We start from the raw sequence: 26420 nt of genomic DNA on the forward strand, positions 1-26420 counted from the left end.
GGCGGGTGTTCCCGGGGGCTGCCGCACACCACAGCCCGGGGGCTGCGGCGGCATGCCAGGTATAACGACCCGGCCCGGCCCCCCATTCCGCCGCCACGATGGCCCTGACCACAGGACGAAACCCACACAGAACAAAATACCCACGCGGTGGTCCGCCCTGCGGGCGGAGGGCGATGATCCACTCGGGTTCATGAATATCGCGGTGTCCGTGTGGCCGGGACACCGCGGTTTTGGCAAATCGGAGTGGACCATGGCCGAGTCTGGTTCCGGCCCGAACCGGGCCCGCCTCCCGCGCTTCCGCCTACGCGTCCGAGTGTCGCCCACATCGGGGCGAATCGGTCAAAAATCCCTCCTGGGCCAACTCCGCCTGAGTCGCTGCGGCGAGCATCACGAGCACCAGCGCGACCGCCACCGTCGCGGCCACCGTCCATGAGGGAGGGCCGAAGGTCGGCGGTGCGGAAAGACGATCGGTGATCGGTCGGGTGGTCAGGCGCCGTCTGTGGGCCTCGCGGCGTCGCCGGCCTGGGCGTGCCGCTCCAGCAGACGCTGCCGGATCTCCTCCGGGGTGTACGCGCGTCGGCGCCGCTCGGCCCGCGCGATGACCACGCCGGAGGCCGCTACGCCGGCGAGGCCGGCCAGCCCGAGAATCTTCCACCACCGCAATCCTTGCCGCATCGGCCTAGGCTAGTCCCCCATGAGCATCAGCCTGGATGAGGCCGTCGAGTTGACCCGCACCGGAGACGTGTGGGTGTTCCGGGGTCGCAGCGTGCCGGACCGGGCAATCCAGTTCACCACCAACAGCCCGGTCAACCACGTCGGGATGGCGGTCGTGCTGGACGACATGCCGCCGTTGATGTGGCACGCGGAGTTGGGTAGGTCGTTGCCGGATCTGTGGTCGGGCACCCACCAGCGCGGCGTCCAACTGCACGATCTGCGGGACGCGGTCTGCGTCTGGGCCAACCGGTACGGCCAGCGGGCCTGGCTGCGGCAACTCGACCCGCCGGCCGACGCTGAGATGGAGCGGGCGGTGCTGCGGACGATCGCGCGGCTGGACGGCACGCCGTTCCCGTCGACCGCGCAGTTGGCGTGGCGGTGGGTGCGTGGTCGGGTGCCGACGCTGCCGCGCCCCGGCCGCCTGTCCGCGCTGCCGCTCCCTGGTCGCCTGTCCGCGCTGCCGCTTCCCGGCCGGCCAGCACCTCGGCCAACCCCGGCCAACCCGGCCACCTCCGGTCGCCCGGCCGGCTCGGCGGGGGAACGGGATCGGGCACTGGAGACGGCGTACTGCGCCGAGGTGGTGGCGGTGACCTATGAGGCCATGGGGTTGTTGCCGGCGGGTCGGCGTCCGAACTGGTATGACCCGGGGCGGTTCTGGAGTGGGGACGACCTTGGCCTGGCCGCCGACGCGGGCTTGGGTGCGGAGATCGAGGTACGGGTGCCGCCGCGCTGAGGTTTGACCTGGGCGGTGCCCGGCAACTGCTGTGACCGTGAACGCGTCCACGGATCTTGACACGTTGGCCGACTTCTTCGACCGGTACGGCGTGGCGTTGACCTCCGGCGATCTGCCGGCCATCGCCGGCTGTTACGCCCTGCCGGGGTTGGTGGTGGCCGACACCTACAGCTTCTCGTTCACGTCCGCGGCGGCGGTGGCGCTGTCCTTCGTGGGTGCCGCGCCCGACTACCAGGACCGGGAGTTGGTCGCGGCCCACGCCCGGATCGAGGACGTGCAGCCGTTGTCGGCGATGTTGACGATGGTGGCGGTCGAGTGGGAGTTCCTGGACAGTCGGGGGCAGGCGGTGCCGGGAGAGCGGTACCGCTACCTGCTGCGGGTCTCTGCTGACGGGCCACTCATCTGCACTGTCGTCCGGACGGGCTGACCGACCCGGGCCGGTTGGCCCGATCCGTACCCGCCCGGTTCCCGGTCCGTGCGCCGCTGGCTACGCTGTCGCGTCGGTGGGGACGAGGGGAGACCTGATGGCAGTGCGGCCGGATGGTGCGGCGGGGTCGCGAGCGGCTCGGGTGTTGACGTCGGCGCCGTGGATCGTGGTGCTGCTCGGTGTGTGTGCGCTGGTGGTGCTCCTGGTGATCGCGCTGCTGTCGTTCCGTACCCGGGAGCGGGAAGTCGCGCCGCGGGCCGCGCCTCCGGTGTTCCTGCCGACCGTGCCGGCTGCCTCGTCGGCGACCGGTGGGCCGACTCCGGCCGGTGTGGAGCGGCGTTCGGTGTCGCCGCGGCCGTCGCGGAGCAGTCGGGCGCCGTCGCCACGGGTCACCGTGACCGGTTCGCCGACTCCGCCGCGGACGAGCGCGCCGGCGGAGTCTGTCGCTCCGTTGGTGTCGGGCGCGCCGGCGGAGCGCACGGTCAGTGCTCGGTACCAGGTCGGTACGAACGGCTGGGACGGTGACGCGGCGGTGCTGTCGATCGCGAACGAGTCGAGTCGGTCGATGGACTGGGTTGTGGAGTTGGCGTTCGACGACGACCTGTGGGCTCTGCGGGTCGCTGACGACTCGGGGGTCTCGGTGCGGGGTCGCGGGCACGGCGAGTTCGTGTTGCGCGGCACCCGTTCGCTGGACGTGGGTGACTCTCGGACGCTGCGACTGCGGGTCGGCTGGGGCGAGTCGGCGCAGCGGCCGCTCCGGTGCACGATCAACGGGGTCGACTGCCGGCTCGGCTGAGCCGAGCTGCCACGGCGGCGCGTCGTCGGCGCTACCGGCCCCGGCCGCCGATCGCTAGGCTGCCCGGACGGTGCGCTGAAGGAGGTACATGTCCGGCATGCGTCGTGCCCCGCGACTGCCGCACGGTCCGGTTGCGATCGTGTCGTCGCCATGGATCGTGGTGGGCGCTGGTGTCCTCGTGATGGTGGTGCTGCTCTTCATGGCTCTGGGCGCGTACCGGGGGCGTAGTCCTGCGCCGGACGGCGCGTCGAGGCCGCCGGCGTTGCCGCTGCCGACGGCGGCGGAGGTGCCGACTGCTCCCGGCCCGGCGTCGTCGCCCCCGCCGGTACGGCCGGGGTTGTCCGGGCGGGCGAGCGGGCTGCCGCCGAGCGCCACGGCCTCGCGGTCACCGTCGGCCGGCGCGTCGGTCGGTGCGACGGGGGGTGTGCCGGCGGTGCCGCGGTCACCGAGCCGGGCTCCGCAGGGGCAGCCGGCAATGAGTGGGCGCTACCGGGTCGTGCAGAGCTTCGACGGGGGTTTCATCGGTGAGGTGTCGATGGTCAACCGGTCCGCCGAGAGTCGTGGCTGGACGGTCCGGTTGGAGTTCTCCGGTGGGCGGTTGGTGACGGCCTGGGTGGAGGGCGTGCCACAGGGGACGGTGCGGCAGGACGGCAGCGGCTTCACCTACGTCAGTGGGGTGGACGTGCGGCCCGGTGGGTCGGTGTCGTTGCGGTTTCACCTGGAGCGGGCCTCCAGCACCCCCCGGGTGTGCACTGTCGACGGGGTGCGCTGTAGCGGATTCTGAGCGGCACTTCCGCAAGGACGCTGCTGTGTTGCGACCATGTTTGCAAGGCATTGCAGAATGTTTCGGCGACGGTTAGCGTGCGGCCCATCAGCGACCAGAGAAAGGCGTCGATGAAACCCCCGCCGATTCCGCGTACCGCCGTGCTGGCCCTCGTCCCTCTGCTCACCGTGACCCTCGGCGGCACTCCGGTCGCCGCGCACCAGCCCGGCGCCTCGGCGGACCCCCGGCCGCCCGGCACCGACACGAAGGCCACCACCGGTGCCGCGCAGTGGCCCGCCGAACCCACCGCCGAGGCGCTGCTGAAGGCGGGCGGCACCTCGGCGCGGGCCGAGCAGTTCTACTTCGTGCTGCCGGACCGGTTCGCCAACGGCGACCCCCGCAACGACCGGGGCGGCCTGACCGGTGACCGGTTGCGGACCGGGCTCGACCCGACCGACAAGGGCTTCTACCACGGCGGTGACCTCAGGGGTGTCATCGACAAGCTGGACTACATCCAGGGGATGGGCACCACGGCCATCTGGCTCGCCCCGGTCTTCAAGAACCGGCCGGTGCAGGGCGCCGGCACCGACATCTCGGCCGGCTACCACGGCTACTGGATCACCGACTTCACGCAGGTGGACCCGCACTTCGGCAGCAACGAGGAGATGAAGCGGCTGGTCACGCTCGCCCACCGACGTGGCATCAAGATCTACCTCGATGTGATCGTCAACCACACCGCCGACGTCATCAAGTACGCCGAGGACTCCTACGCGTACGTGGACAAGGCGACCTCGCCGTACACCGACGCGCGGGGGCGGGCGTTCGAGGACCGCAACTACGCTGATGGCAGTCGCGCGTTCCCACGGGTGAACCAGGCGTCCGGGCCGTACACCCCGGTTTTTCCAGGGCCGGGTGACGCGGACGTCAAGGTCCCGGCGTGGCTGAACGACGCGACCATGTACCACAACCGGGGCGACTCGACCTTCGCCGGCGAGAACAGCGAGTACGGCGACTTCTTCGGCCTCGACGACCTGTGGACCGAGCGGCCCGAGGTGGTGCGGGGGCTGACCAAGGCGTACGGGGACTGGATCGGCGCGATCGGCGTCGACGGGTTCCGCCTGGACACCGTGAAGCACGTCAACATGGAGTTCTGGCCGCAGTTCAGCCAGGGCATCGAGCGGGCCGCAGAGAAGGCCGGCAAGAAGGACTTCTTCATGTTCGGTGAGGTGTACAGCGCAGACCCGGAGGTCAGTTCCCGCTACGTCCGGCAGGGTGGCCTGCCGGCGACTCTCGACTTCGCCTTCCAGGAGGCCGCGCGCGGTTTCACCGCCGGTGCCGGCTCGGCGCGGGCGCTCGCCGACGTGTACGCCCGCGACGACCTCTACGCCGCCCGGGACACCGACGCCGGCCGGTTGACCACCTTCCTCGGCAACCACGACATGGGCCGGATCGGTTCGTTCGTCGCCGGTGGTGGCACCGACCCGGCCAGCCACCTGCGCCGCGACCAGCTCGCGCACCAGCTGATGTTCCTGACCCGGGGCCAACCGGTGATCTACTCCGGCGACGAGCAGGGTTTCACCGGGCCCGGCGGGGACAAGGACGCCCGGCAGGACATGTTCGCCTCGAAGGTCACCGACTACCTCGACGACGACCTGCTCGGCACCGACCGCACCCACGCCAGCGACCAGTTCGACACCGGCCACCCGCTGTACCGGACCATCGCCGAATTGGGCCGGCTGCGCCAGGCGCATCCGGCGCTGCGCGACGGCGTGCAGGTCACCCGGTACGCGGCCGACGGCCCGGGGGTGTTCGCCGCCTCCCGGATCGCCCCCGCCGACCGCACCGAGTACGTGGTGGCGGTGAACAACGCCGACACCGCGCAGACTGTCACCGTGGACACCTGGTCGGCCGGCGCCACCTTCACCGGCATCTACGGCAGCGCGGACGGCGAACAGGCCGGCGGCGCATGCTGCGCCGGAGCGCCCCCGGCCCGTTCGGCGGGACAGGCCGGCGCTGACGGCCGGCTGAGCCTCACCGTCGCGCCGCTGTCGGCGGTCGTGTACCGGGCCGGCACCCCCATCGCACAGACGGCCGGCACACCGACGCTCACCATCACCACCCCGGCTCCGGACGCGCTGGTCGCCACCCGGGCCGCGGTCACCGCCCAGGTGACAGGTGACCCCCTCGCCACCGTCACCGTCGCCGCCCGGGTCGCGGGCGGCCGGTGGACGTTGCTCGGCAGCGCCGACCACGCGCCGTACACCGTGCAGCACGACCTGACCGGCCTGGCCGGCGGCACCCGGATCGAGTACAAGGCGGTGGTCCGCGACGGCCAGGGTCGCACCGCCACCGCCCGGTCCACCGCCGTCGTGGGTACGCCCCCGCAGGGCGGTTCCCGGGAGTGGGCGGTGGTGCACTACCAGCGCCCCGCGGGTGGGTACGACGACTGGGGGCTGTACACCTGGGGTGACATCGACCCGGCGTACGTCACCGAGTGGCCCACGGGGCAGCCGTTCGCGGGGGAGGACTCCTACGGCCGGTTCGCGTGGGTGAAACTCAAGCCGGGCGCGACGTCGGTGAACTTCCTGGTGGTCGACAAGGCCGGTGCGAAGGACGTCGCCCAGGACCGTGGCATCGACGTCACGCAGACCGGGGAGATCTGGCTGAAACAGGGCGACCCGACGATCTACCCGAGCCGACAGGCGGCCACCGGGGAGCCGGCCCCGCCGGTCGAGGAGGGCACCGCCGTCATCCACTACCGGCGGGCCGACAACACCTACGACGGCTGGGGCCTGCACGTGTGGGACGGGGCGGCCAACCCGACCGAGTGGTCCGCGCCGCTGAAGCCCACCGGGACCGACGCGTTCGGGGCGGTGTTCCGGGTGCCGCTGGCGGCCGGCGCGACCGGGCTGAACTACATCATCCACCAGGGCGACACCAAGGACCTGCCCGACGATCAGCGGCTCGACCTGGCCAGGGTGGGCCGGGAGGTGTGGCTGCTCGCCGCCACGCCGGGCCGCCTGCTGCCGTCGACGGCGGCCACCGCCAGGGGGGACACCGACATCAGCAAGCAGAAGGCGCACTGGATCGACAGGTCCACCGTGGTGTGGCAGACACCGCCGACCGACGGCAGGACGTACGCGCTCGTCGCCGCGCCGAACGGCGGGGTCAGCGTGGTCGACGGCGAGCTGACCGGGGCGTACACCACGGTGCCGCTGCGGGCGCAGCGCAACGGGCTGACCGAGGCCCAACGCGACAGGTTCCCGCACCTGTGGTCGTACCGTAGCTTCGCCCTTGATCGGCACGACCTCGTGAAGGTCCCGGCGGCGCTGCGGGGGCAGCTGCTGGTCACCGAACGCGACGCCGAGGGTGCGCTGCTCGCCGCGACCGGGGTGCAGGTCCCCGGCGTGCTCGACGACGTGTACTCCCGGGCCACCGACGCGACCCTCGGCCCGACGTTCGACGGCCGGACACCGAGCGTCGCGCTGTGGGCGCCGACCGCCCAGAGCGTGGCGCTGCACCTGTTCGACTCGCCCACCTCGTCGCCGACGACGGTGCCGATGCGCCGCGACGACCGCACCGGCGTGTGGTCGGCGCGCGGCGACCACACCTGGACCGGCAGGTTCTACCGGTACGAGGTGCGGGCGTGGCAACCCGCGGCGCAGAAACTGGTCACCGCCTCGGTGACCGACCCGTACTCGGTGGCCCTGGCGGCGGACTCCACCCACAGTCAGCTCGTCGACCTGAACGACCCGGCGCTGGCCCCGGCCGGGTGGCGCACGCTACGCAAGCCGGCACCGGTGCCGCCCGCGAAGGCGCAGATCACCGAGCTGTCCGTGCGGGACTTCTCCATCGCCGACGACACCGTGCCGGCCGAGCGGCGGGGGACGTTCCTCGCCTTCACCGACCCGGCGACGGCCGGCATGACCCACCTGCGGGCGCTCGGCGACGCCGGGGTCACCCACCTGCACCTGCTGCCGGCGTTCGACTTCGCGACCATCCCGGAGCAGCGGGCCGACCAGCGCCAACCGGCCTGCGACCTGGCCGCGCTGCCGCCGGACTCCGCCGAACAGCAGACCTGCGTGGCGGCGGTCGCCGACACCGACGGCTACAACTGGGGGTACGACCCGCTGCACTACACCGTGCCGGAGGGCGGCTACGCCGTCGACCCGGTCGGCGCGGCACGGACCACCGAGTTCCGGCGGATGGTCGCCGGGGTGAACGACGCCGGCCTGCGGGTGGTGATGGACGTGGTCTACAACCACACGGCCGCGGCCGGCACCGACCCGAAGTCGGTGCTCGACCAGATCGTGCCCGGCTACTACCACCGGCTGCTGGAGGACGGCAGCGTGGCCGACTCCACCTGCTGCGCCAACACCGCCCCCGAGCACGCCATGATGGGCAAGCTGGTCGTCGACTCGCTCGTCACCTGGGCGCGGCAGTACCGGGTGGACGGTTTCCGCTTCGACCTGATGGGCCACCACCCGAAGGCGAACATCCTGGCCGTCCGCGCGGCCCTGGACCGGCTGACCGTCGCCCGCGACGGCGTGGACGGGCGGTCGATCCTGCTCTACGGCGAGGGCTGGAACTTCGGCGAGGTGGCAGGCGACGCCCGGTTCGTGCAGGCCACCCAGGCCAACATGGCGGGCACCGGCATCGGCACCTTCAACGACCGGCTCCGTGACGCCGTACGCGGCGGCGGACCGTTCGACACCAACCCGCGGGTGCAGGGCTTCGCCTCCGGCCTCTACACCGACCCGAACGGCGACGAGGTCAACGGGTCACCGGCCGAGCAGAAGGCCCGCCTGCTGCACGCCCACGACCTGATCAAGGTGGGTCTGACCGGCAACCTGCGCGGGTACCGGTTCACCGACACCGCCGGACGGCAGGTCACCGGGGCGCAGGTGGACTACAACGGCTCCCCGGCCGGCTACACCGCCGCGCCGGGGGAGGCCGTCACCTACGTCGACGCGCACGACAACGAGATCCTGTACGACGCGCTGGCGTACAAGCTGCCGCAGGCCACCTCGGCGGCGGACCGCTCCCGGATGCAGGTGCTGGCGTTGGGCACTGTGGTGCTGGGACAGGGCACCGGGTTCGTCACCGCCGGCACCGAACGGCTGCGGTCGAAGTCGCTGGACCGCAACTCGTACAACTCCGGTGACTGGTTCAACCAGATCCGCTGGGACTGCGAACGGGGCAACGGGTTCGGCGTCGGCCTGCCGCCCGCGCCCGACAACGAGGACAAGTGGCCGTACGCGAAGCCGCTGCTGGCCGACCCGGCGCTGGTGCCGGACTGCACAGCCATCACCACCACCGACGCCCGGTACGCCGAGCTGCTGCGCATCCGGGCGTCGTCGCCGGTGTTCGGCCTGGCCACCGCCGAGCAGGTGCAGCGGCGGGTGGCGTTCCCGCTGTCCGGGGCGCAGGAGACGCCGGGTGTGTTGACCATGACCCTGGACGCCCGTGGGCTGGGTGGTGCCTGGGCGTCGGTGACTGTCGTCTTCAACGGCACGCCGTCGGCGGCTGCGCAGACGGTGACCGGACTGCGCGGGGCCGACGTGGCACTGCACCCGGTGCTCGTCGACTCGGCCGACCCGGTGCTGCGTACCGCCTCGTTCGACCGGGCCGCCGGCACCTTCACCGTACCGGCGCGCAGTGTGGCGGTGTTCGTCCAGAAGTGACGTGAACCGGCCCCCTCCCGCGTGGTGCGGAAGGGGGCCGGCTCGTCGTGCTGGCGTTGTGCCCTGATCAGGCGAAGCAGTTCTCGATGCTGCCGCCCGGGATGGCCAGGCAGTTCGTCGGCCGGTTCGCGGTGATGGCGGACTTGTCGTCCACGCTCACCTGGCCGAAGAAGCTGAAGACACCGCCCGGCTCGAAGGTTGAGAAGTTGTGGGCGACCTTCGTCTTCGACAGGTTGACCTCGCCGAAGATGTTGAAGATGCCGCCGCCGACCCCGATCGGGCCCACGGCCCGGTTGCCGACAACCTCGCTGTCGCGCAGCGTGGTGACGCTGTCGGCGTTGAAGAGCCCGCCGCCGAAGAAGCCGGCGGTGTTGTCCTTGATGGTGCTCTTCTCGAAGGTGGCCACGCTGTCGAAGGCGATGGCCGCGCCGCCACCGACACCGGCGGTGCTGTTCTTCTCGATCGTGACGTGGTGCAGGTTGAGCTGGCTGTCCGCCGCCGCGAGGCCGCCGCCGGCGAGGACCGCGGTGTTCGAGGCGAACGTGGTCTCGTACGCCGTGGTGTTGCCCTCGATGTCGAGGTAGCCACCGCCGAAGCCCAGCGTCTCGTTGTCGGTGATCTCGCTCTTCTTGAGCTCGACGGTCCCGCCGTCGACGTCGTCGGTGAAGATCTCCGCGGCGCCGTTGGAGATGCCGCCACCACCGATGACTGCGGTGTTGTCCTTGATCTTCGACTCCTCGACCTTGAGCAGGCCGGCGTTGAAGACACCACCACCGAAGAAGAAGGCGGTGTTGCGGGTGACGGTGCTGTGCCAGATCTTCGTGGTGCCGAAGTTGGCCACGCCGCCGCCGTTGCCGCCGGACTGGTTCAGGACGACCTCGGACTCCAGGATCTCGGCGGTGCCGCCCGGCTGGACCAGGATGCCGGCACCGTCATTCTCCTCCGGCTCCTCGACGAGCGGCTTGACGACGCCCGGCGTGGCCTTCGGGGTGACCTTCGGCGCGGCCTTCAGGCCCGCCTTCGGGTTGGCCTGCCGCGCGGTGAGCGCCTGGGCCAACGGCGTGCCGGCCTTCACCTGGGCTGCGATCGCCTCGGAGTCCGAGTAGGCCGCCCAGACCGCCGCCGGCTCGACACCGTTCTCCAGTTCGAGGGTCTGGCCACCCTTGATGGTCAGGCCCTTGATCGTGAGGTGCCCACCGCTGCCGACGTTGAGGATGCGGAAGTAGTCCGCCGTGGCTTCCCGGGAGATCGTCGTGTGCTCACCCTTGAGGGTGATGTGCTCGGTGATCACCGGGAGGCCGTTGCCCTCGTAGTCGTTGCGGGTCAGGTTGTAGGTGCAGCCCTTGGCCAGCTCCAACACACCGCCGTGCTTGTTGTTGGCGAACACGATCGCCTGGATCAGCTTGTCGGTGTCGCAGGGCACCTCCTTCCCGCGCTCGTGGTCCTTGTCCTTGTCCTTGTCGCGGTCCTTGTCCTTGTCGCGGTCCTGGTCCTTGTCCTTGTCCCAGTCGCGTCCTTCTTCACCCCGCTGGTCGCCGTCCTTGCTGACCTGCGCGGTGTTCCAGTTCAAGCCGACTGCACCGGCGCTGCCCGCGACGCCCACCGCCGCGAGACTGATCACGCCCGTCAAACCGGCCACGCCACTGGCGAGCCAGAGCTTGCGGCGGCGCTTGGCCGTCGCCCGCCCGGAGGCTTCGTTGTTCGTTAGGTAGTTGGACATCGGAGCTCTCTGCCCTCTCCTCGTACCAGACAGGGTCGCCGCCGTCAGACGGACGTCCCCTGCTACAAATCGGTTGTAGCTCCCAAAACCACCGTATGAGAAGGTTCCTCGCCTCGCGGGCTTATCCGAGAAAGGCCCACATTCGGTTCATGTTCCATCCAGCGGGGCCCGGACCACCCAAGCCGGCCCACGGGCCCGTGAGCTGCCCAAACAGGCACGCCCCTCCGGGCCGCGGCAGGCTCGGAGGGGCGTGCTCTCTATGTGGTTCAGCCCCACCCGGTCAGGCGAAGCAGTCCGGAACGTTGAAGCAGTTGGTCGGGCGGTTGGCGGTGACCGGGGACTCGTCGTCCAGCGTCACCGTGCCGCCGATGCTGTTGAAGATGCCCCCCGGCTCAAGGGTGGAGAAGTTGTGCGCCACCGTCGTCCGGTGGAGTCTGACCTCGCTCCCCTCGGCGTTGACGATGCCGCCGCCGCGGGCGAACGGACCGACGGCCCGGTTGCCCACCACTTCGCTGTCGCGCAGCGTGGTGACGCCGTCGTCGTTGTAGAGACCGGCGCCGGACAAGCCCGAGGTGTTGTCCTTGATCCTGCTGCTCTCGATCGTCGCGACGCTGTCGGAGCTCACGAACAGGCCGCCACCCTCGCGAGCGGCGCTGTTCTTGACCACCGTGGCGTCCTTGAGGGTGAGCTGGCTGTCCGCCACCGCGACGCCACCACCCTCGAGCACCGCGGTGTTGTCACCGACAGTCGTCTGGTGCAGCGTCGTGGTGCCCTCGACATCCAGCACGCCGCCGCCGAAGCCGAGCGTCTCGTTGTCGGTGACCTCGCTCTTGTGGACCCAGACCGAACCGCCCACAACGCCCTCGCTGCGAATCGCCGGCGCGCCGTTGGAGATGCCACCGCCACCGATGATTCCGGTGTTGTCCTTGATCTTCGACTCGTCGACCTGGAGCACGCCGGCGTTGAAGATGCCGCCGCCGACGAAGAAGGCGGTGTTGTGCGCGACAGTCGTCTTGCTGAGCCTGCTGCTGCCGAAGTTGGCCAGCCCACCGCCGCTGCCGCCGGACTGGTTGTAGAGCAACTCGCTGTCCAGGATCTCCGCCCGTCCACCGGGCTGCACCAGCACCCCGGCTCCGTCGTTGAATCCCGGCTCGTCCACCAGTGGCGCCACCGCAGACCCGGCCGGCACCGGCGTCGCCACCGCGGCTACCGGCTTGGCTGCCGTTACTGCGGCGTTGGCTTTGGCTGCTGGGGCTTCGGCTCCAGCGGCCTTGACCGCTGTGGCCTTGGCTCCAGCGGCCTTGGCTTCAGCGGCCTTGGCTTCAGCGGCCTTGACCGCTGCCGTCGAAGCCTTGACACCCGTCGTGGGTGTGGCTGCAGTGGGCTTGGCGGCCGTTGTCGCTGCGGGCTTTGCGGCCGCGGGCTGTGCGGCCGTTGTTGCCGCGCTGGGCTTTGCGGCCGTAGCCGCCGCGGGCTTGGCTGCTGCCGCCGCCTTTGCTGTGGACGCCGAGGTCGGCGTGCCGGCGGGTGCGGTGGTGACCGCAGGCTTGGCTGCCGTGCCGGTCGCGACGGACCGGGCCGGGGACAAGTAGGGTGCCCAGACCGTCGCCGGGTCGGCCGTCACCGATGGCTGAAGGGTCTGGCCGCCCCTGATGCTCAGGCCCTTGAGGGTGAGGTGCCCGCCGGCGCCGACGTTGAGGATGCGGAAGTAGTCGGCGGTGGCCTCACGGCCGATGGTGGTGTGCTCACCCTTGAGGGTGATGTGCTCGGTGATCACCGGGAGGCCGTTGCCGTCCTGGTTGCGGGTCAGCGTGTAGGTGCAGCCCTTGGCCAGTTCCAGCACGCCGCCGTCCTCGTTGTTGGCGAACGTGATCGCCTGGATCAGCTTGTCGCTGTCGCACGGGACCTGCTTGGTGCGGTCCTTCTCCGCGCGCTTGTCGTCCGCGCGCTTGTCGTCCGTGCGTTTGTCGTCCTTGCCGGACCGGTCGTCGAAGCCGCTCCAGTCGCCGCCGCTCCACTCGTCCCGGTTGCCGTCCTCGTTGGCGCCGTCCTTCTTGGCGCCGTCGTCGTTCGCGCCGCCGGCGTCGCTGACGTTCTGTCGGTTGGTCGACGGCTGCGCGTCGGAAGCCCGCTCGGATTTGGGCTTGTCGTCCCGGGCGGCCACACCGCCGAGGGCCGCCAGGCCGACCACGCCGGTCAGCCCGGCCACGCCGGCGACCCAGAGCGCCCGCCGTCGTCGTGTCGGCGGAGCTGTCGAGGCCCCGCCGTCGGTACTCGTTACGTCGTTGGACATCAGAGCCTTCCGCCCTTTCCTGCTGCCAGACGGGGTCGCACCACCCGAAGCGTCACGACCAGCTACAAATAGGTTGTAGCCTCCGATCCACACCGTATGAGAACCATCCTCGTGATGAGGACTTATCCGAGATAACCCCACATTAGGCCCAGGTTGGGGCAGGCGTGGTGAGCGCGTTGGCGTTGACACGAAGGGCGCCAGCAGCACGAGCCCACGCGAACGGTGCTGCTGGGGTCGGGAAGTCCGCGGCAGGCCTCTTGGGGAGCAGGCGTCGCCGTCAGGTGCTCGCCATCGTGGCGGTCGCGGCCGGCGCGTCGGGCGGTGGGCGGGGTGGACGCCGCGCCGGGCGGTGGGCGCGCCGCGTCGGGAGGTGGGCGCGCCGCGTCGGGAGGTGGGCGCGTTGGACGCCGCGTCGGGTGGCGGGCGGGCCTCGACTTGGGTGGCAGGTGGGTGTCGCGTCGGGTGGTGGGCCGGGTGGACGCCGCGTCGGGTGCTCGTTGCCGGGGTCGTGGGCGCGTGCGCGGGGTTGACGTCAGGTCGGATGCCAGGCCGGGTGGATGTCGGGCCGAGTGGACCAGCGTGATCCACGCGGGTTTCTTGATAACGCGGTATCGGCGGGGTCCGGACACCGCGATTTCAAGAAAACCGAGTGGATCACGCGCCGGCGGGGGCGTCGGCCGGGCCGGGCGGGGTGTCGGCCGGGCGGGGCGGGGCGTTTACCGCGCCGGGCCGGACGTCGAGACGTCGCGGCCCGGCGGTGAGGTTCGCAGTAGTCGGTGTCGGTCGTGCCGGTGCGGTCAGCCGGGCAGGCGGGGGCCGGCCTCGCGCTGCTCGGCCAGCCAGGTCTCCACCTCGTCGGAGGTGCGCGGCAGCCCGGCCGACAGGTTCACCGCGCCGGTCGCGGTGACCAGCACGTCGTCCTCGATCCGGATGCCGACGCCGCGCAGCTCGGCGGGGACCAGCTCGTCCTCCGGCTGGAAGTACAGGCCCGGCTCGACGGTGAGCACGTAGCCCTCGCCCAGCGCGCCGTCGCGGTAGGTCTCCTTGCGGGCGTTCGAGCAGTCGTGCACGTCGATGCCGAGCATGTGGCCGAAGCCGTGCAGCGTCCACCGCCGGTAGATCGTCGACTTCTCGTCCATCGCCTCGTCCACGCTCACCGGCAGCAGACCCAGCTCGGCCAGGCCCTCGGCGAGCACCCGCATGCAGGTCAGGTGGACGTCCTTGAACTTCACCCCGGGCCGGATGGCCTCGATGCCGGCCTGCTGTGAGGCGTACACGATGTCGTAGACCTGGCGTTGCAGGGCGGTGAAGCGGCCGCTCACCGGCAGCACCCGGGTGACGTCGGCGGTGTAGAGGTTGCGGCCCTCGACACCCATGTCCATCAGCAGCAGGTCACCCGGTCGGGTGGCGCCGTGGTTGTGCACCCAGTGCAGGATCGTGGCGTGCTCGCCGGCACCGACGATCGAGCTGTACCCGACGTCGTTGCCGTCGTGTCGGGCCCGCAGCGCGAAGACGCCCTCCAGCAGCCGCTCGGAGACCGGGCGGTCGGCCGGCAGGATCCGGGCCACGTCCTCGAAACCGCGCACAGTGGCGTCGATCGCGTCCTGGAGTTGGCCGATCTCCCACTCGTCCTTGACCAGCTTCATCTCGGAGATGGCGATCGCCAACTCCCGGTCGCGGGCCGGCTGGCCCTCGGCGCGGGGCCCGTCGTAGGGGCGCACGGCCGCGTCCACCTGGGCGTCGAAACCGCGCAACACCCGGGTACGCCCCGGCGCCAGGTCGGCGAGTGTCGCCTCCAGGCCGGTCAGGTCGGCGGTGGGCAGGCCCAGCTCGGTCGACTTCTCGCCGAGGGTGTGCCGCCGGCCCACCCACAGCTCGCCGTTGCGGCTGCGGAAGAACTCGTCGGTCTCCCGGGATGAGCGGGGCCGCATGTACAGCGTCGCGTCGTGCCCGGAGCCGTTCGGGCGCAGCACCAGCACGCTGTCCGCGTCGTGGTCGCCGGTCAGGTAGGCGAAGTCGCTGCCCGGCCGGAACGGGTAGTCGGTGTCGTTGGCCCGGACCTTCTCGGTGCCGGTGGGGATGACAAGTGTCTCGCCGGGGAAGGCCGCGGAGAGCGCGGCACGCCGCTTGGCGTAGTTGGGCGTCTCCGGACGGGGCGTCACGGGGAGCGCGGTGTCGCGCCAGCCCTGCCGCATGAAGGACAGGAATGCCTCCGGGAAGTCCGGATCGTGCGATTCCGTGCCGTCTGTCGGCGTACCGTCGGTTTGTCCCTCGGTCATTGCGCCGCTCCCTCCGCCTCGTTGCTGATCCCGACCGTACCGCGAGCCCGGTTTCCGCTGCCGCCCGCCGGGAGTCGGGTGGATCGACGGACGGCTGCGACGGGTCGACAGCGCGCGTGGAAAGATGGCCACCATGTGCGGACTTCTGGCCTTCTTCAGCGCGAACGGCAACGCCGCAGCGCATCGCGACCACATCGCCGGAGCGTTGGAATGCCTGCACCACCGCGGCCCCGACGAGACCGGGGTCGAGGTGGTCGGCGACGCCTCCGGCCGGTACGCGGACGGCGTGTTCGCCCACAAGCGGCTGGCCATCATCGACGTCGCGTCGAGCCACGAGCCACTGCCGTACGCGAACGGCCGTTACCTGCTCACCTTCAACGGTGAGATCTACAACTACATCGAGCTGCGCGAGGAGCTGATCAGGAACTTCGGCGCCCAGTTCGCCACCGCCGGTGACGGTGAGGTGATCGTCGCGGGCTACCACTTCTGGGGCGAGCAGGTGCTCACCCGGCTGCGCGGCATGTTCGCCTTCGTCATCTGGGACCGGCAGGAGCGGCGTGCCTTCGGTGGCCGGGACTACTTCGGCATCAAGCCGCTGCACTACCTGGAGACCGCCGACGGGCTCTACCTGGCGTCGGAGAAGAAGGCGCTGCTGCCGTTCGCGCACAGCAACTACCAGGGTGACGCGGGTGTCGACGCGGCCAACCTCAGCCACTACCTGACGCTGCAGTACGTGCCGGAGCCCGGCACGCTGCACAAGGGCATCAGCCGGATCGGCTCGGGGGAGTACCTGACCTGGACGCCGGGCGGGCGGATCGACGTACGGCGGTGGTATCGGCCGGTGTTCCGGCCGGCGCCGGTCGACGACGAGCAGAAGCTGTACCACGAGATCCGGGAGACGCTGCGGGAGAGCGTGCGCATGCACATGCGCTCGGACGTGCCGGTGGGCTCGTTCCTGTCCAGCGGCATCGACTCCACGGCGGTGGTCGCGCTGGCCCGGGAGTTCAACCCGAACATCCTCACCTTCACCGTCGGTTACGACGTACCGGGATATTCGGAGATCGATGTCGCCCAGGAGTCGGCGCGGCACCTGGACGTCACCACCATCCCCACCAAGATCGGTCCGCAGGACATGATCGACGCGCTGCCGAAGATCGTCTGGCACCTGGACGACCCGGTGGCCGACCCGGCGCTGGTGCCGCTCTACTTCGTGGCCAAGAAGGCCGCCGAGCACGTCACGGTGGTGCTCTCCGGTGAGGGCGCGGACGAGTTCTTCGGCGGCTACACGATCTACCGGGAGCCGTTGTCGCTGGGCACCGTCAACGGTCTGCCCGGCGGGGTGCAGAAGGGCCTGCGCGCGGTCTCCAAGGCGATCCCGCAGGGGGTCAAGGGCAAGAGTTTCCTGGAGCGTGGCACCACCCCGATCGAGGAGCGCTACTACGGCAACGCGCGGATGTTCACCGAGGAGGAGAAGCAGCACCTGATGCGGCGCTACGACCCCTCGGTGCGCTACACCGACGTCACCGCCCCGATCTACGCCGAGTGCACGGAGCTGGACGACGTCACCAAGATGCAGTACGTCGACCTCTACACCTGGTTGCGGGGCGACATCCTGGTCAAGGCCGACCGGATCTCGATGTCGCACTCGCTGGAGGTGCGGGTGCCGTTCCTCGACCGTGAGGTCTTCGACGTCGCGGCGAAGATCCCGGTGGACCTGAAGCTGCCGCCGCGCTCCGACGCCACGAAGTACGCGATGCGCCAGGCGTTGCAGGGTGTCGTGCCGCCGGCCATCGTCAACCGCAAGAAGCTGGGCTTCCCGACCCCCACCCGGGTCTGGCTGCGCGGCGAGATGTACGAGTGGGCCCGGCACGTGCTGAGCACCTCGGGTGCGGGTGACCTGCTCGACCTGTCGTACGCGCTGCGGCTGCTCGACGAGCACAAGCGGGAGGAAGCCGACCACTCCCGCAAGGTGTGGACGGTGCTGATCTTCTGCATCTGGCACGCGATCTTCGTGGCCAAGACCCTCGACCCGGGCATCCAGCGCAACCAGTCCGCCCTGCTCACGAAGCCGGTGGTCGGTTCGATGGTCCGCTGACACCCTGATGACCAAGAGGTCTGCGTCATCCGGAGCAGTTCCGGTGACGCAGACCTCTTGGTCATTTCAGTGGGTGGTGGCGGCTACTTGCGGGCGCAGGTGACCGTCGGGAGACCGTTCGTCCCTGTGCTGCTGGCCAGGAAGCCGAACGTGGTGGTGCCCTCCGGTGCGACTGTGCCGTTGTAGTTGACGTTCGTCGCCGTCACCGACGAGCCGGACGACGTCTGTGTGGCGCCCCAGATCTGGCTGATCGCCTGCCCGTTGGGCCAGGTCCACCTCGCGGTCCAGCCGTTGAACGGCGTACTGCCGTGGTTCATGATCGTGACCTCGCCCTGGAAGCCGCCCTGCCAGGTGCTGCTCACCTTGTAGACCGCCATGCAGTCACCGCCCGGCGCTGGCGTGGTCGGGCTCGGCGGCGGGGTGGTCGGGTCCGGCGGAGGCGTGGTCGGGTCCGGCGGCGGGGTGGTCGGGTCCGGCGGCGGCGTGGTCGGGTCGGGCGACGGCGAACCGGTGCCCGGGCCCACCCCGGTCACCTGACCGTTGCCGCCGTCGAAGGTCACGTCGGAGCAACCGAAGAAGTTCTCCTGCGAGTCCGAGCGGACCCAGCGGGAGTAGATGATGTGCCGGCCACTCTTACCCGACGGCAGGTTGCCGCTGAAGTAGTAGTGCCCGTCGTTGCTGCCGACCGAGCCGCGCTGCGGCGGGTTGGTCACCGTCAGGAACGGCTGCTCCAGGTCGCTCCAGGCCAGGGCCCGGGTCGGGCTCCAGCTGTCCTTGGTCACGTAGAAGTAGAACGTGCCCGGGTGGTGCGCCCAGTTGCTGTACTTGAAGTCCAGCCGCGACCCGGCGGTCAGGTGGGTCAGCGGCCAGTCGGTGCGCGGCAGGTCGTAGCCGCGGAAACCGGTGGCGCCGCCACTGCACAGTTGCCCGTCCGGGATGAAGCCGGTGGTGCGGCCGCCAGCGTCGGAGCGCAGCACACTGAACCAGTTGTAGAGCGAGTTGGCCCCGCTCTGCGCCACCGCGGCGGAGCACGCGGGGTTGTTCGGCCTGATCTCACCGGTCTGGCTGCGGCCGTCCTGCCAGCACAGGTAGGTGCGGCTGCCCGGCGTCATCGCCGCGCCGTGCGCGGCGGCCGGCTGGGGACTGGACGCCAGGGCGACAGCTCCCAGCGCGAAGGTCATGGCCGCGGTGAGCAACGCGGCCATACGGGAACGATTCACGGGTTCTCCTGACTCGCGAGGCGCGCTGCTCGAGCCGCCCCGTCGCGATCGGGTGGGATGTGGCCTGCTCGCCCCGCTGATGTGAGCGGTGCGGTGAGCACAGCGGACGTGCCCCGGCGGGGAATCGGCCGGTGGACGTGCGCCATCAACGGTCCGGTCAGGACCGGCGCCCTCGCGTGTGACGAACCCGGCAACCGGCGGCGCCGCAGCCCTCGCACCGCCCGGTACACCTCATCCCACCACGCCACACGGCCGCGGCGCAATAGCCGTTCCTCGATGGATCAGTTGACCCACCGGCCGCCCTCGAACGCCATATCCTGCGGACGGGGACGATGCGACGAAGGGGCAGCGGCGGTGCCGGACGTGTTCGACGAGGTGCACCGCCGGTGCCGCGAAGGTGAACCTGTCGCGTTGGCCACCGTCGTGGCCACCTGGCGCTCCGCGCCCCAGCCGCCCGGTGCGACCATGGCGGTCGCCGTCGACGGCACGGTCACCGGCAGCGTCTCCGGCGGCTGCGTCGAGGCGGACCTCTACGAACGGTCGCGCCGCGTCCTGGACACCGGCACACCCGAGCTGATCCGGTACGGCATCGGTGACGACGACGCGTACGCCGTGGGCCTGACCTGCGGTGGCGTTCTCGACGTGTTCGTGGAACGCGTCGACGGCAGCGCGCTGCCGGAGGTGGAGGCGGTCGCCGCCGCCCGCCGCGACGGCCAACCGGCGGCAGTGGTGACCTGCGTGGCGGCCGATGCCGGCGACCCACCGGGCGCGGTGCCGACCGATCCGGCTCGCCGGTTGGGTCGGCGGCTGGTGCTGACCGGCCAGCGGCCGACGGCCGCGCCGACGACGACCACGCGGCCACCTGTCGCGATCGGCTCGCTGGGTGACGACCGGCTCGACGACGCCGCCCGCGTCGACGCCCTCGGGCTGCTGGCCGCCGGGCGCAGCGGGATGCTCCGGTACGGCTACCACGGGCAGCGCCGGGGCAGCGGCGTCAGCCTCTTCGTGACCGCGTACGCCACCCCACCCCGGATGATCGTCTTCGGGGCGATCGACTTCGCCGCCGCGGTGGCCCGGATCGGCGCGTTCCTCGGCTACCGGGTCACCGTCTGCGACGCCCGGCCGGTCTTCACCACGGCACGGCGCTTCCCCGAGGCCGACGAGGTGGTGGTGCGGTGGCCGCACCAGTACCTGCGGACGGAGTTGGACGCGGGCCGGGCCGACGGGCGGACGGTGGTGTGCGTCCTCACCCACGACCCGAAGTTCGACGTGCCGTTGTTGGCGGTGGCGTTGCGCCACCGGTTGGCGTACGTCGGTGCGATGGGTTCGCGGCGCACCCACGACGAGCGGCACAAGCTGCTGCGCGAGGCGGGGCTCAGCGCGGCGCAACTCGCCCGGCTCGCGTCCCCGATCGGGTTGGACCTCGGTGGTCGTACCCCGGAGGAGACCGCGGTGAGTGTGGCCGCGCAGATCGTCGCGGCCCGCTGGGGCGGCAGCGGTCGCCCCCTCGCCGCGCTCAACGGGCCGGTCCACCCGCCCGGGTAGCGCGCGGTGCGCCGCCTTCGGCGCCCGGCGGGCCGTGCGTTGTGCCAGCCTGGTGGCACGGCGATCGGCTCGGTGCGGTGGTGGGCGACGACGAGAGGAACGGCATGGGGTACGCGGTGGTGCTCGGCGAGGCGCTCGTCGACCTGCTCGACAGCGAGCGCGACGGGGAGCGGGTCTACCGGCAGGCGATCGGCGGCGGGCCGCTCAACGTCGCCGTCGGGGTGGCCCGCCTCGGTGGTGCGGCACAGTTCGTCGGCTCGCTCGGCGACGACGCGCTGGGCGGCCGGATCCGCGCCTTCCTGACCTCGGTCGACGTCGGGGTGGCCGGGGCGGTGACGGTGCCGGCGCCGACCACGCTCGCGGTGGTCACCTACGCCGGGCCGGAACCCGACTTCCGCTTCTATGGTGAGCCGCCGTCCTACGGCCTGCTCGGCCCCGACGATCTGGATCTCGCGCTGGTCGAGGGCGCCGACGTGCTCTCCTGCGGCTCCGTCGCGCTGCTCCAGCCCGGCACGCTGGCCGCCGCCCGACGCGCCTGGTCGCTCGCCACCGGCCTGCGGGTCTTCGACCCGAACGTGCGCCCTCGGCTGCTGGACGGGCCGGCCGCGCTGGAGGGGCTGCGCGAGCTGGTGGCCGAGTTCGCCGCCGGCGCGCACCTGGTCAAGCTGAGCGCCGCGGACGCCGGGCTGCTCTACCCGGGCGAGCCGGTTGAGGGGGTCGCCGCGTACCTGCGCGAGTTGGGTGCCGCCACGGTGGTGGTGACGCTCGGCGCGGCGGGTGCGGTGCTGGCCGCCGCCGACGCCGACCCGGTCCGGGTGCCGGCCCCGAAGGTCGACGCGATCGACGCCACCGGCGCCGGCGACTCGGTGCTGGCCGCGCTGATCGCCGACCTGCTCACCGACGGCGAACCGGACTCCCCGGCAGGTTGGGTCGAGCGGGTGGCGTTCGCGTTGCGGGTGGCGGGCCTGGTCTGCGAAAGCCCCGGCGGTGCGACAGCCATGCCCACCCGAGCCGCAGTGGAGCGCCGCTTCGCGCGCTAGCTGTGTGGCCCGGCGCGCTCCCGCGCCCCCCGCCCTCGGGCGCGGCGGGTTACGCCTCGCCGTTCAGCTCGCGGTAGCCGCGGCGGGCGGCGATCAGGGCGGCGCGGGCACCGAAGGGCGCCTCGGCGGCCACCCTCTCCGGCGGCGCGCTGCCGGTGTGCGCGGCCCGGATCAGCCAGGCCAGCTTCACCAGGTCGGCGTGTTGGGCGCGGACGAAATCGACGTCCACCGGATCGCCGTGACCCGGCACCACCACCGTGCGCGCGCTGGTCAGCCGCAGCAGGTCCGCGACCGCGTCCGGCCACCGCAGGGGGTACGAGTCCTCGAAGGCGGGCGGGCCACTCTGCTCCACCAGGTCCCCGGCGATCAACACGTCGGCGTCCGGCACGTGCACCACCAGGTCGGCCTCGGTGTGCCCCCGCCCCGGATGGCGCAGCAGCACCCGCCGGCCACCCAGGTCGAGCGACGTCTCGATCCGCACGGTGTGCGTCGGGGCGAGCAGTGGCGTGTCGGCCAGCTCGGCGGCGAGGCCGGGGTGCTCCGCGCGCAACTCCTCGTACGCCTCCCGGCGCAGCCGCTCCGGGTCGGTGCGCAACGCCGTGGCGGCCAGCTCGTGCGCGTACACCGGGCGGGGTGGGTCGCCGGCCAGGACCGCGTTGCCGAAGCAGTGGTCGTAGTGGTGATGGGTGTTGACCAGCGTCAACGGACGGTCGGTGACCGCCCGGACGGCGGCGGCCAGCTCGGCGGCCTGGGCGGCCGACGAGAGCGTGTCCACCAGGAGCGCCTCGTCGTCGCCGACGATCAGGGTGACGTTGACCCGCAGCAGTGGCTCGCGGAGCACGTGCACCCGGTCGGCGACCTCGACGAAGCCGGCCGTCACGACGCCCGCCCGGCCCGCTCGACGAAGCGTTGCCGGTCCACCAGGATCCGGTCCACCCGACCCCGGGCCACCGTCTGGTCACCGTCGCTGACGGTGACCTCGAACGACAGCCGGCGACCGTCGACGGTCGCCAGCAGGGCCTGCGCCCGGACCGTCCGGCCCACCACGGTCGGCGCCAGGTGCTCCAGCTCGACGCGCGTCCCCACCGTCGTCGACCCCGCCGGCATCCGGGTCGCCGTCGCCGCGACCGTCGCGGCCTCGGCCAGCGCGAGCACCCGGGGAGTGCCCAGCACCGGTACGTCCCCCGAACCGACCGCCTGGGCGGTGTCCGCGTCGGTGACCGTCAACTCGACCTGGGCCGTCAGACCCGGCGCGAAGGCCGGCTCGGGCTGCTCCTGCATGCTCGCCAGCCTAGGGGCTCACCGGACGCGTCGGGCACGCGCCCGGCGATCCGGGCGCACCCACCCGCAACGACCACCGGGTGGTCCCCGTCGGTCGATGCCGTACCCGTCGTTAACCTTGACCCCGATGGCCGTCGTGACTGACCCCCAGCCCCCCGCCCGGACCGACCCGCCCGCGCCCGGCGAGGGGGGTCGTCGGCGCGTCGTCGCCATGAGCGTGTGGGCGGTCGCCTTCGTCACCGCGTGGCTGGCGATCGGGCTGCCCACCGACCCCACGTACGCCTTCGTCTGGATCTGGGCCGCGACAGTCGCCTGGAACAGCGACCGGCCGTGGCGCAGTCACCTGCGCTTCGCCCGGGACTGGGTGCCGGTGGTGCTGCTGTTCGTCGTCTACAACCTGTCGCGCGGGTTCGCCGACAACGGGGCCACCCCACACGCGATGGAGTTGATCGTCGCGGACCGGTTCATGTTCGGCTGGGCCACCGGCGGCGAGGTGCCCACCGTCTGGTTGCAGCAGCACCTCTACCACCCGCAGGTGCACTGGTGGGACATCGCCGCGAGCTGGGTGTACTTTTCGCACTTCGTTGTCGCGTTGACCGCCGCCGCGGTGCTGTGGCTGCGTGACCGGCACCGCTGGGCCGCGTACATGCGGCGCTGGGGCTTCCTCTGCGCCGCCGGCCTGGTGACCTACTTCATCTACCCGGCCGCCCCGCCCTGGTGGGCAGCACAGAACGGTCTGCTCACCGAGGTCGCCCGGATCTCCACCCGGGGCTGGAAGGCGTTCGGCATGCACGGTGCCGGCAACGTGCTCAACGCCGGCCAGATCGCGTCCAACCCGGTCGCCGCGATGCCGTCGCTGCACACCGCGTGGGCGCTGTTCGTGGTGCTGTTCTTCCTGACCAGCACCCGCCGCCGCTGGTGGCCGTTGCTGCTCGCGTACCCGCTGGCGATGACCTTCACCCTGGTCTACTCCGGTGAGCACTACGTGATCGACGTGCTGGTCGGTTGGGCGTACGTGGGGCTGACCTTCCTGGCGGTCGGCCTGGCGGAGCATGGTTGGGCTGCCTGGCGGGCCCGCCACCCGCGCGCCGAGGCGGCACGGCCCACCGATCCCAGCGACCCGCCGCCCAACCAACCCGAGTCCCCCACCCCACGGGGCCCAGACACCCCCATCACCCACCCCGCAGTCCCCGCCGACCACTAACACCCCCCACCCCGCCCCCTCGGCCCCCCTCGCCCCCCCTCGGCCCCCCGGCCCCAGCCCGGTGATCATGGAGTTATTGCCGCGACACGCCGGGCCGGAGAGCAATAACTCCATGATCACCGTGGGTGGGCGGGCGGGTGGGTGGGTGGGCGGGGCGGCGGGGGGCGGGAACGGGTGGGGTTAGGGTTGGGATTGGGCTTGGTGGGCTCGGGTGTTTAGGTCGGCGGCCATCGCCCACGCCTCGGCCAGGTCGCGGTCCTGGGCGGTGGCACCGGAACCGCCAGCGGTGTCCGCGTGCACGGAGGCCAGCCCCAGGCGACGCTGGACCGGCCCCTGCACCACCCGCACGCTCTGGATGCGGGCGTACGGCACGAGCACCAACTGCCGGGTGAGCCGCCCCGACCGGGTGGCGAACACCTCCTCGAACAGCTCCGCACCGAGCGCGCGACGACCCAGCGGGTGCAGCCACCGGGTCCGGTGCGGTGGGGGGCTCAGCGTCAGCGTGTCGAGGCGTACCCCGGGCAGCACCTCGGCGACGATCATCGTCGCCGTCGGCAGGTCACCGACCGGCAACAGCCGGTCGGCCCGGTTGCGGTCGTCGGCCTCGGCGACGGAATATCCCGCCACCTCCAGCCGCAGCCGCAGCCAGCCCTTCACCCGCCAGAGCAGCGGCCAGGTGGCCCGCACGGTCTGCACCCGCGCCAGCGGCACGGTCTGCGCCCGCGTCTCCAGCAGGCCGTTGTGCACCCGCAGGGTGCCGCCGTCGCGGGCCAGCCGGAAGTTCCAGTCGTCGAGGACCCGGCGGATCGGTTGCAGCAACACGCCGGCCATCGCGGTCAGCGTGCTCGCCACCGCCACGAACGACCACGACCCCGCCGTGACGAACTGCACCACGACGAAGGCCACACCGAACGGGAGCAGGAACGCCTGCGGGGTGAGTAGTTGGCTGACCAGCAGGTTCTGGTTGCGTACCGCGTGCAGTGGCCGGCCCGGCGCGGCCACCGGTGGCGCCGCCTCCCCCGGGACCACCGCGGGCGCCGCGTGGCCCGGCCCGGTCTGCTGCGTCACCCGGCCGGCCAGCGCCAGCAGCCGCGCGCGCAGCCGGGCCGCGTCGGCCACCCCGAGGTACGCCAGTGGCGCCTCGGTCTTGCCGCCGCCGACCACTTCCAGACGCAACTCGGCCAGGCCGGTGAGCTGGGCGAGCAGGGGCCGGACCACCTCCACGGCCTGTAGTCGCTCCAACGGGATCGCCCGGGTACGCCGCCAGAGCAGCCCCTCGTACACCCGTAGTTCGCGACCGACCACGTGGTAGCCGGTGTTGTACCAACTGATCACCGACAGCACTGTCGCGCCCAGCGCCAGCACCCCCACCATGGCGGCGAACCAGCCGAAGCCGACCCGGGACAGCGTCGACCACGACAACCCGGCGATGACCACGAACAGCGACTTGGCGCCGTGCAGGAGCGGGCTGAGCGGGTGCAGCCGCTGCCGGGGCTCACCCTCGCCACCGCCCGGGGGCGCCGGCCAGGCGGCGTGCTCGGCCGGCGGCACCGGCCCGTGGAGGGCCGCGTCGGCGGATGGCGCCGGCCAGGCGGCGTGCTCGGCGGGTGGCACCGGCCCGTGGAGGGCCGCGTCGGCCGGCGGTATCTGCCCGTGCGGCGGTGGGCCCACGGGTGGCACGGTGCTCGGCTCGGCGGGACCGTCGCTCATCGGGCCGGCCCTCGGCGCGGTCGGTGCTCCGCGCCGGACGCGCCAGGTCTGCCGCGCTGCCACCCCGACCAGCCCGCCGCAGCGCTCACAGCCCCTCCGCCCGGTCCTCGCCGAGGGCGGTGAGCCGGTCGCGTAGCCGGGCTGCCTCCGCCGGGCGCAGCCCGGGCACCCGGGCGTCGCTCGCCGCCGCGGCCGTGTGCAACTGCACGGTGGCAAGGTCGAAGGCGCGCTCCAACGGGCCGGCGCTGACGTCGACGAACTGCATCCGCGAATACGGCACGATGGAGAGCCGGCGGACCAGCAGCCCGTGCCGGACCAGCAGGTCGGTCTCCCGCTCGGCGTACCCCCAGGCCCGCACCGCGCGGCCGATCGCGACGGCCCGCCACACACCGAGCAGCAGCACGACGGCGAGAGCGAGCCCGAACAGCCAGTGGTCGCTCAACACCCAGCCGACGCCGGTCGCCGCCAACGCGATGGCGACCACGATCGCCAGGCGGATCAGCTCGACCCAGATCAGATCGGTGGAGATCGGCTGCCAGCGGACCGTGTCGGGCCAGGGCTCCAACGGCCCCCGGCCCGCCGGTGCAGCCGTCGAGGCGTCGGATCCGGGAGGCGGTGGGGCGCCGGGGGTGGTCACATGTCGAGCGTAGGCGATCCGGGCACCGGAGTGACGGCACGCAGGAAGCCGCGAGCGTCCAGGAAGTCACCGAGGCTGGTCCGGTGCTCGGCGCAGGCCAGCCAGGTCTTGCGTCGGTCGACGTGGTGCAGCCGGGGATTGTTCCACTCCAGGGCCCACCCGGCGGTGGCTCGGCAGCCGCGGGCCGAGCAGACGAGGGCGTCATCGGCGCTGGAGGGAGTGCTCATCCCGGCCAGTCTAGGGTGGCCAGACGGATAGTTAGAGCGCCGGGCGGCCACG

Annotated in this window: 19 protein-coding genes; 9 read left to right on the forward strand and 10 right to left on the reverse strand. The window is 71.8% G+C overall.

Annotation, left to right across the window (positions count from 1 at the left end; translation table 11 throughout):
* Positions 1-486: 486 nt before the first annotated feature.
* Complete coding sequence (locus tag AB0B57_RS31290; protein WP_357077941.1) at positions 487-675, reverse strand: hypothetical protein; 189 nt, start codon at positions 673-675, stop codon at positions 487-489.
* 19 nt (positions 676-694) lie between these two features.
* Here AB0B57_RS31290 and AB0B57_RS31295 point away from each other — a divergent pair, with 19 nt between their 5' ends.
* The 5 genes from AB0B57_RS31295 (at position 695) to pulA (ending at position 9117) form a co-directional block, all read left to right on the forward strand.
* On the forward strand, positions 695-1447 hold the full coding sequence (locus tag AB0B57_RS31295; RefSeq protein ID WP_357077944.1) for a hypothetical protein: 753 nt from the start codon (positions 695-697) through the stop codon (positions 1445-1447).
* Positions 1448-1484: 37 nt separating this feature from the next.
* A complete protein-coding gene (locus tag AB0B57_RS31300) occupies positions 1485-1874 on the forward strand; it encodes a hypothetical protein (RefSeq protein ID WP_357077947.1) in 390 nt (129 codons plus the stop codon).
* A gap of 97 nt (positions 1875-1971) precedes the next feature.
* Entirely contained in the window at positions 1972-2670 is a 699-nt protein-coding gene (locus AB0B57_RS31305; RefSeq protein WP_357077949.1) for a hypothetical protein, read from the forward strand.
* Positions 2671-2809: 139 nt separating this feature from the next.
* Positions 2810-3454, forward strand: coding sequence for a cellulose binding domain-containing protein (locus tag AB0B57_RS31310; RefSeq protein ID WP_357077952.1), 645 nt, complete (start codon positions 2810-2812; stop codon positions 3452-3454).
* Positions 3455-3564: 110 nt separating this feature from the next.
* A complete protein-coding gene (gene pulA, locus AB0B57_RS31315) occupies positions 3565-9117 on the forward strand; it encodes a pullulanase-type alpha-1,6-glucosidase (protein WP_357077955.1) in 5553 nt (1850 codons plus the stop codon).
* Between the two features lie 67 nt (positions 9118-9184).
* Here pulA and AB0B57_RS31320 read toward each other — a convergent pair whose 3' ends face one another.
* From AB0B57_RS31320 to AB0B57_RS31330, 3 genes are all read right to left on the reverse strand, one after another.
* Positions 9185-10837: a hypothetical protein gene (locus AB0B57_RS31320; RefSeq protein WP_357077958.1), complete on the reverse strand. Its 1653-nt coding sequence runs from the start codon at positions 10835-10837 to the stop codon at positions 9185-9187.
* Positions 10838-11117: 280 nt separating this feature from the next.
* Positions 11118-13337: a hypothetical protein gene (locus tag AB0B57_RS31325; RefSeq protein ID WP_357077961.1), complete on the reverse strand. Its 2220-nt coding sequence runs from the start codon at positions 13335-13337 to the stop codon at positions 11118-11120.
* Positions 13338-13927: 590 nt separating this feature from the next.
* Entirely contained in the window at positions 13928-15409 is a 1482-nt protein-coding gene (locus AB0B57_RS31330; protein WP_357077964.1) for an aminopeptidase P family protein, read from the reverse strand.
* A 133-nt stretch (positions 15410-15542) separates the two neighbouring features.
* Between AB0B57_RS31330 and asnB the strand changes: the two genes are divergently transcribed.
* Positions 15543-17504, forward strand: coding sequence for an asparagine synthase (glutamine-hydrolyzing) (gene asnB, locus AB0B57_RS31335; RefSeq protein ID WP_357077967.1), 1962 nt, complete (start codon positions 15543-15545; stop codon positions 17502-17504).
* Positions 17505-17587: 83 nt separating this feature from the next.
* Here the strand turns inward: asnB and AB0B57_RS31340 are convergent, their stop codons facing one another.
* On the reverse strand, positions 17588-18709 hold the full coding sequence (locus tag AB0B57_RS31340; RefSeq protein WP_357078143.1) for a lytic polysaccharide monooxygenase: 1122 nt from the start codon (positions 18707-18709) through the stop codon (positions 17588-17590).
* Between the two features lie 369 nt (positions 18710-19078).
* Between AB0B57_RS31340 and AB0B57_RS31345 the strand changes: the two genes are divergently transcribed.
* Together AB0B57_RS31345 and AB0B57_RS31350 are read left to right on the forward strand one after the other, a co-directional pair.
* Positions 19079-20269, forward strand: a complete 1191-nt coding sequence (locus AB0B57_RS31345) for an XdhC/CoxI family protein (protein WP_357077970.1) — start codon at positions 19079-19081, stop codon at positions 20267-20269.
* A 104-nt stretch (positions 20270-20373) separates the two neighbouring features.
* A complete protein-coding gene (locus AB0B57_RS31350) occupies positions 20374-21309 on the forward strand; it encodes a PfkB family carbohydrate kinase (RefSeq protein ID WP_357078147.1) in 936 nt (311 codons plus the stop codon).
* 49 nt (positions 21310-21358) lie between these two features.
* Here the strand turns inward: AB0B57_RS31350 and AB0B57_RS31355 are convergent, their stop codons facing one another.
* Together AB0B57_RS31355 and AB0B57_RS31360 are read right to left on the reverse strand one after the other, a co-directional pair.
* On the reverse strand, positions 21359-22189 hold the full coding sequence (locus tag AB0B57_RS31355) for an MBL fold metallo-hydrolase (protein ID WP_357077973.1): 831 nt from the start codon (positions 22187-22189) through the stop codon (positions 21359-21361).
* Positions 22186-22590, reverse strand: coding sequence for a hotdog domain-containing protein (locus tag AB0B57_RS31360; RefSeq protein ID WP_357077976.1), 405 nt, complete (start codon positions 22588-22590; stop codon positions 22186-22188). Before AB0B57_RS31360 ends, AB0B57_RS31355 begins: the two co-directional genes overlap by 4 nt.
* Before the next feature lie 127 nt (positions 22591-22717).
* Here AB0B57_RS31360 and AB0B57_RS31365 point away from each other — a divergent pair, with 127 nt between their 5' ends.
* Positions 22718-23794, forward strand: a complete 1077-nt coding sequence (locus AB0B57_RS31365; protein ID WP_357077979.1) for a phosphatase PAP2 family protein — start codon at positions 22718-22720, stop codon at positions 23792-23794.
* Positions 23795-23974: 180 nt separating this feature from the next.
* On the opposite strand, the gene AB0B57_RS31370 is transcribed toward AB0B57_RS31365, so the two are convergent.
* The 3 genes from AB0B57_RS31370 to AB0B57_RS31380 form a co-directional block, all read right to left on the reverse strand.
* Positions 23975-25504, reverse strand: coding sequence for a PH domain-containing protein (locus AB0B57_RS31370; protein WP_357077982.1), 1530 nt, complete (start codon positions 25502-25504; stop codon positions 23975-23977).
* 85 nt (positions 25505-25589) lie between these two features.
* Positions 25590-26069, reverse strand: coding sequence for a PH domain-containing protein (locus tag AB0B57_RS31375; protein WP_357078150.1), 480 nt, complete (start codon positions 26067-26069; stop codon positions 25590-25592).
* A 68-nt stretch (positions 26070-26137) separates the two neighbouring features.
* A complete protein-coding gene (locus AB0B57_RS31380; RefSeq protein ID WP_357077985.1) occupies positions 26138-26368 on the reverse strand; it encodes a hypothetical protein in 231 nt (76 codons plus the stop codon).
* Positions 26369-26420 lie beyond the last annotated feature (52 nt).

The organism is Micromonospora sp. NPDC049101 (genome assembly GCF_040648675.1).
Taxonomy (GTDB): domain Bacteria; phylum Actinomycetota; class Actinomycetes; order Mycobacteriales; family Micromonosporaceae; genus Micromonospora.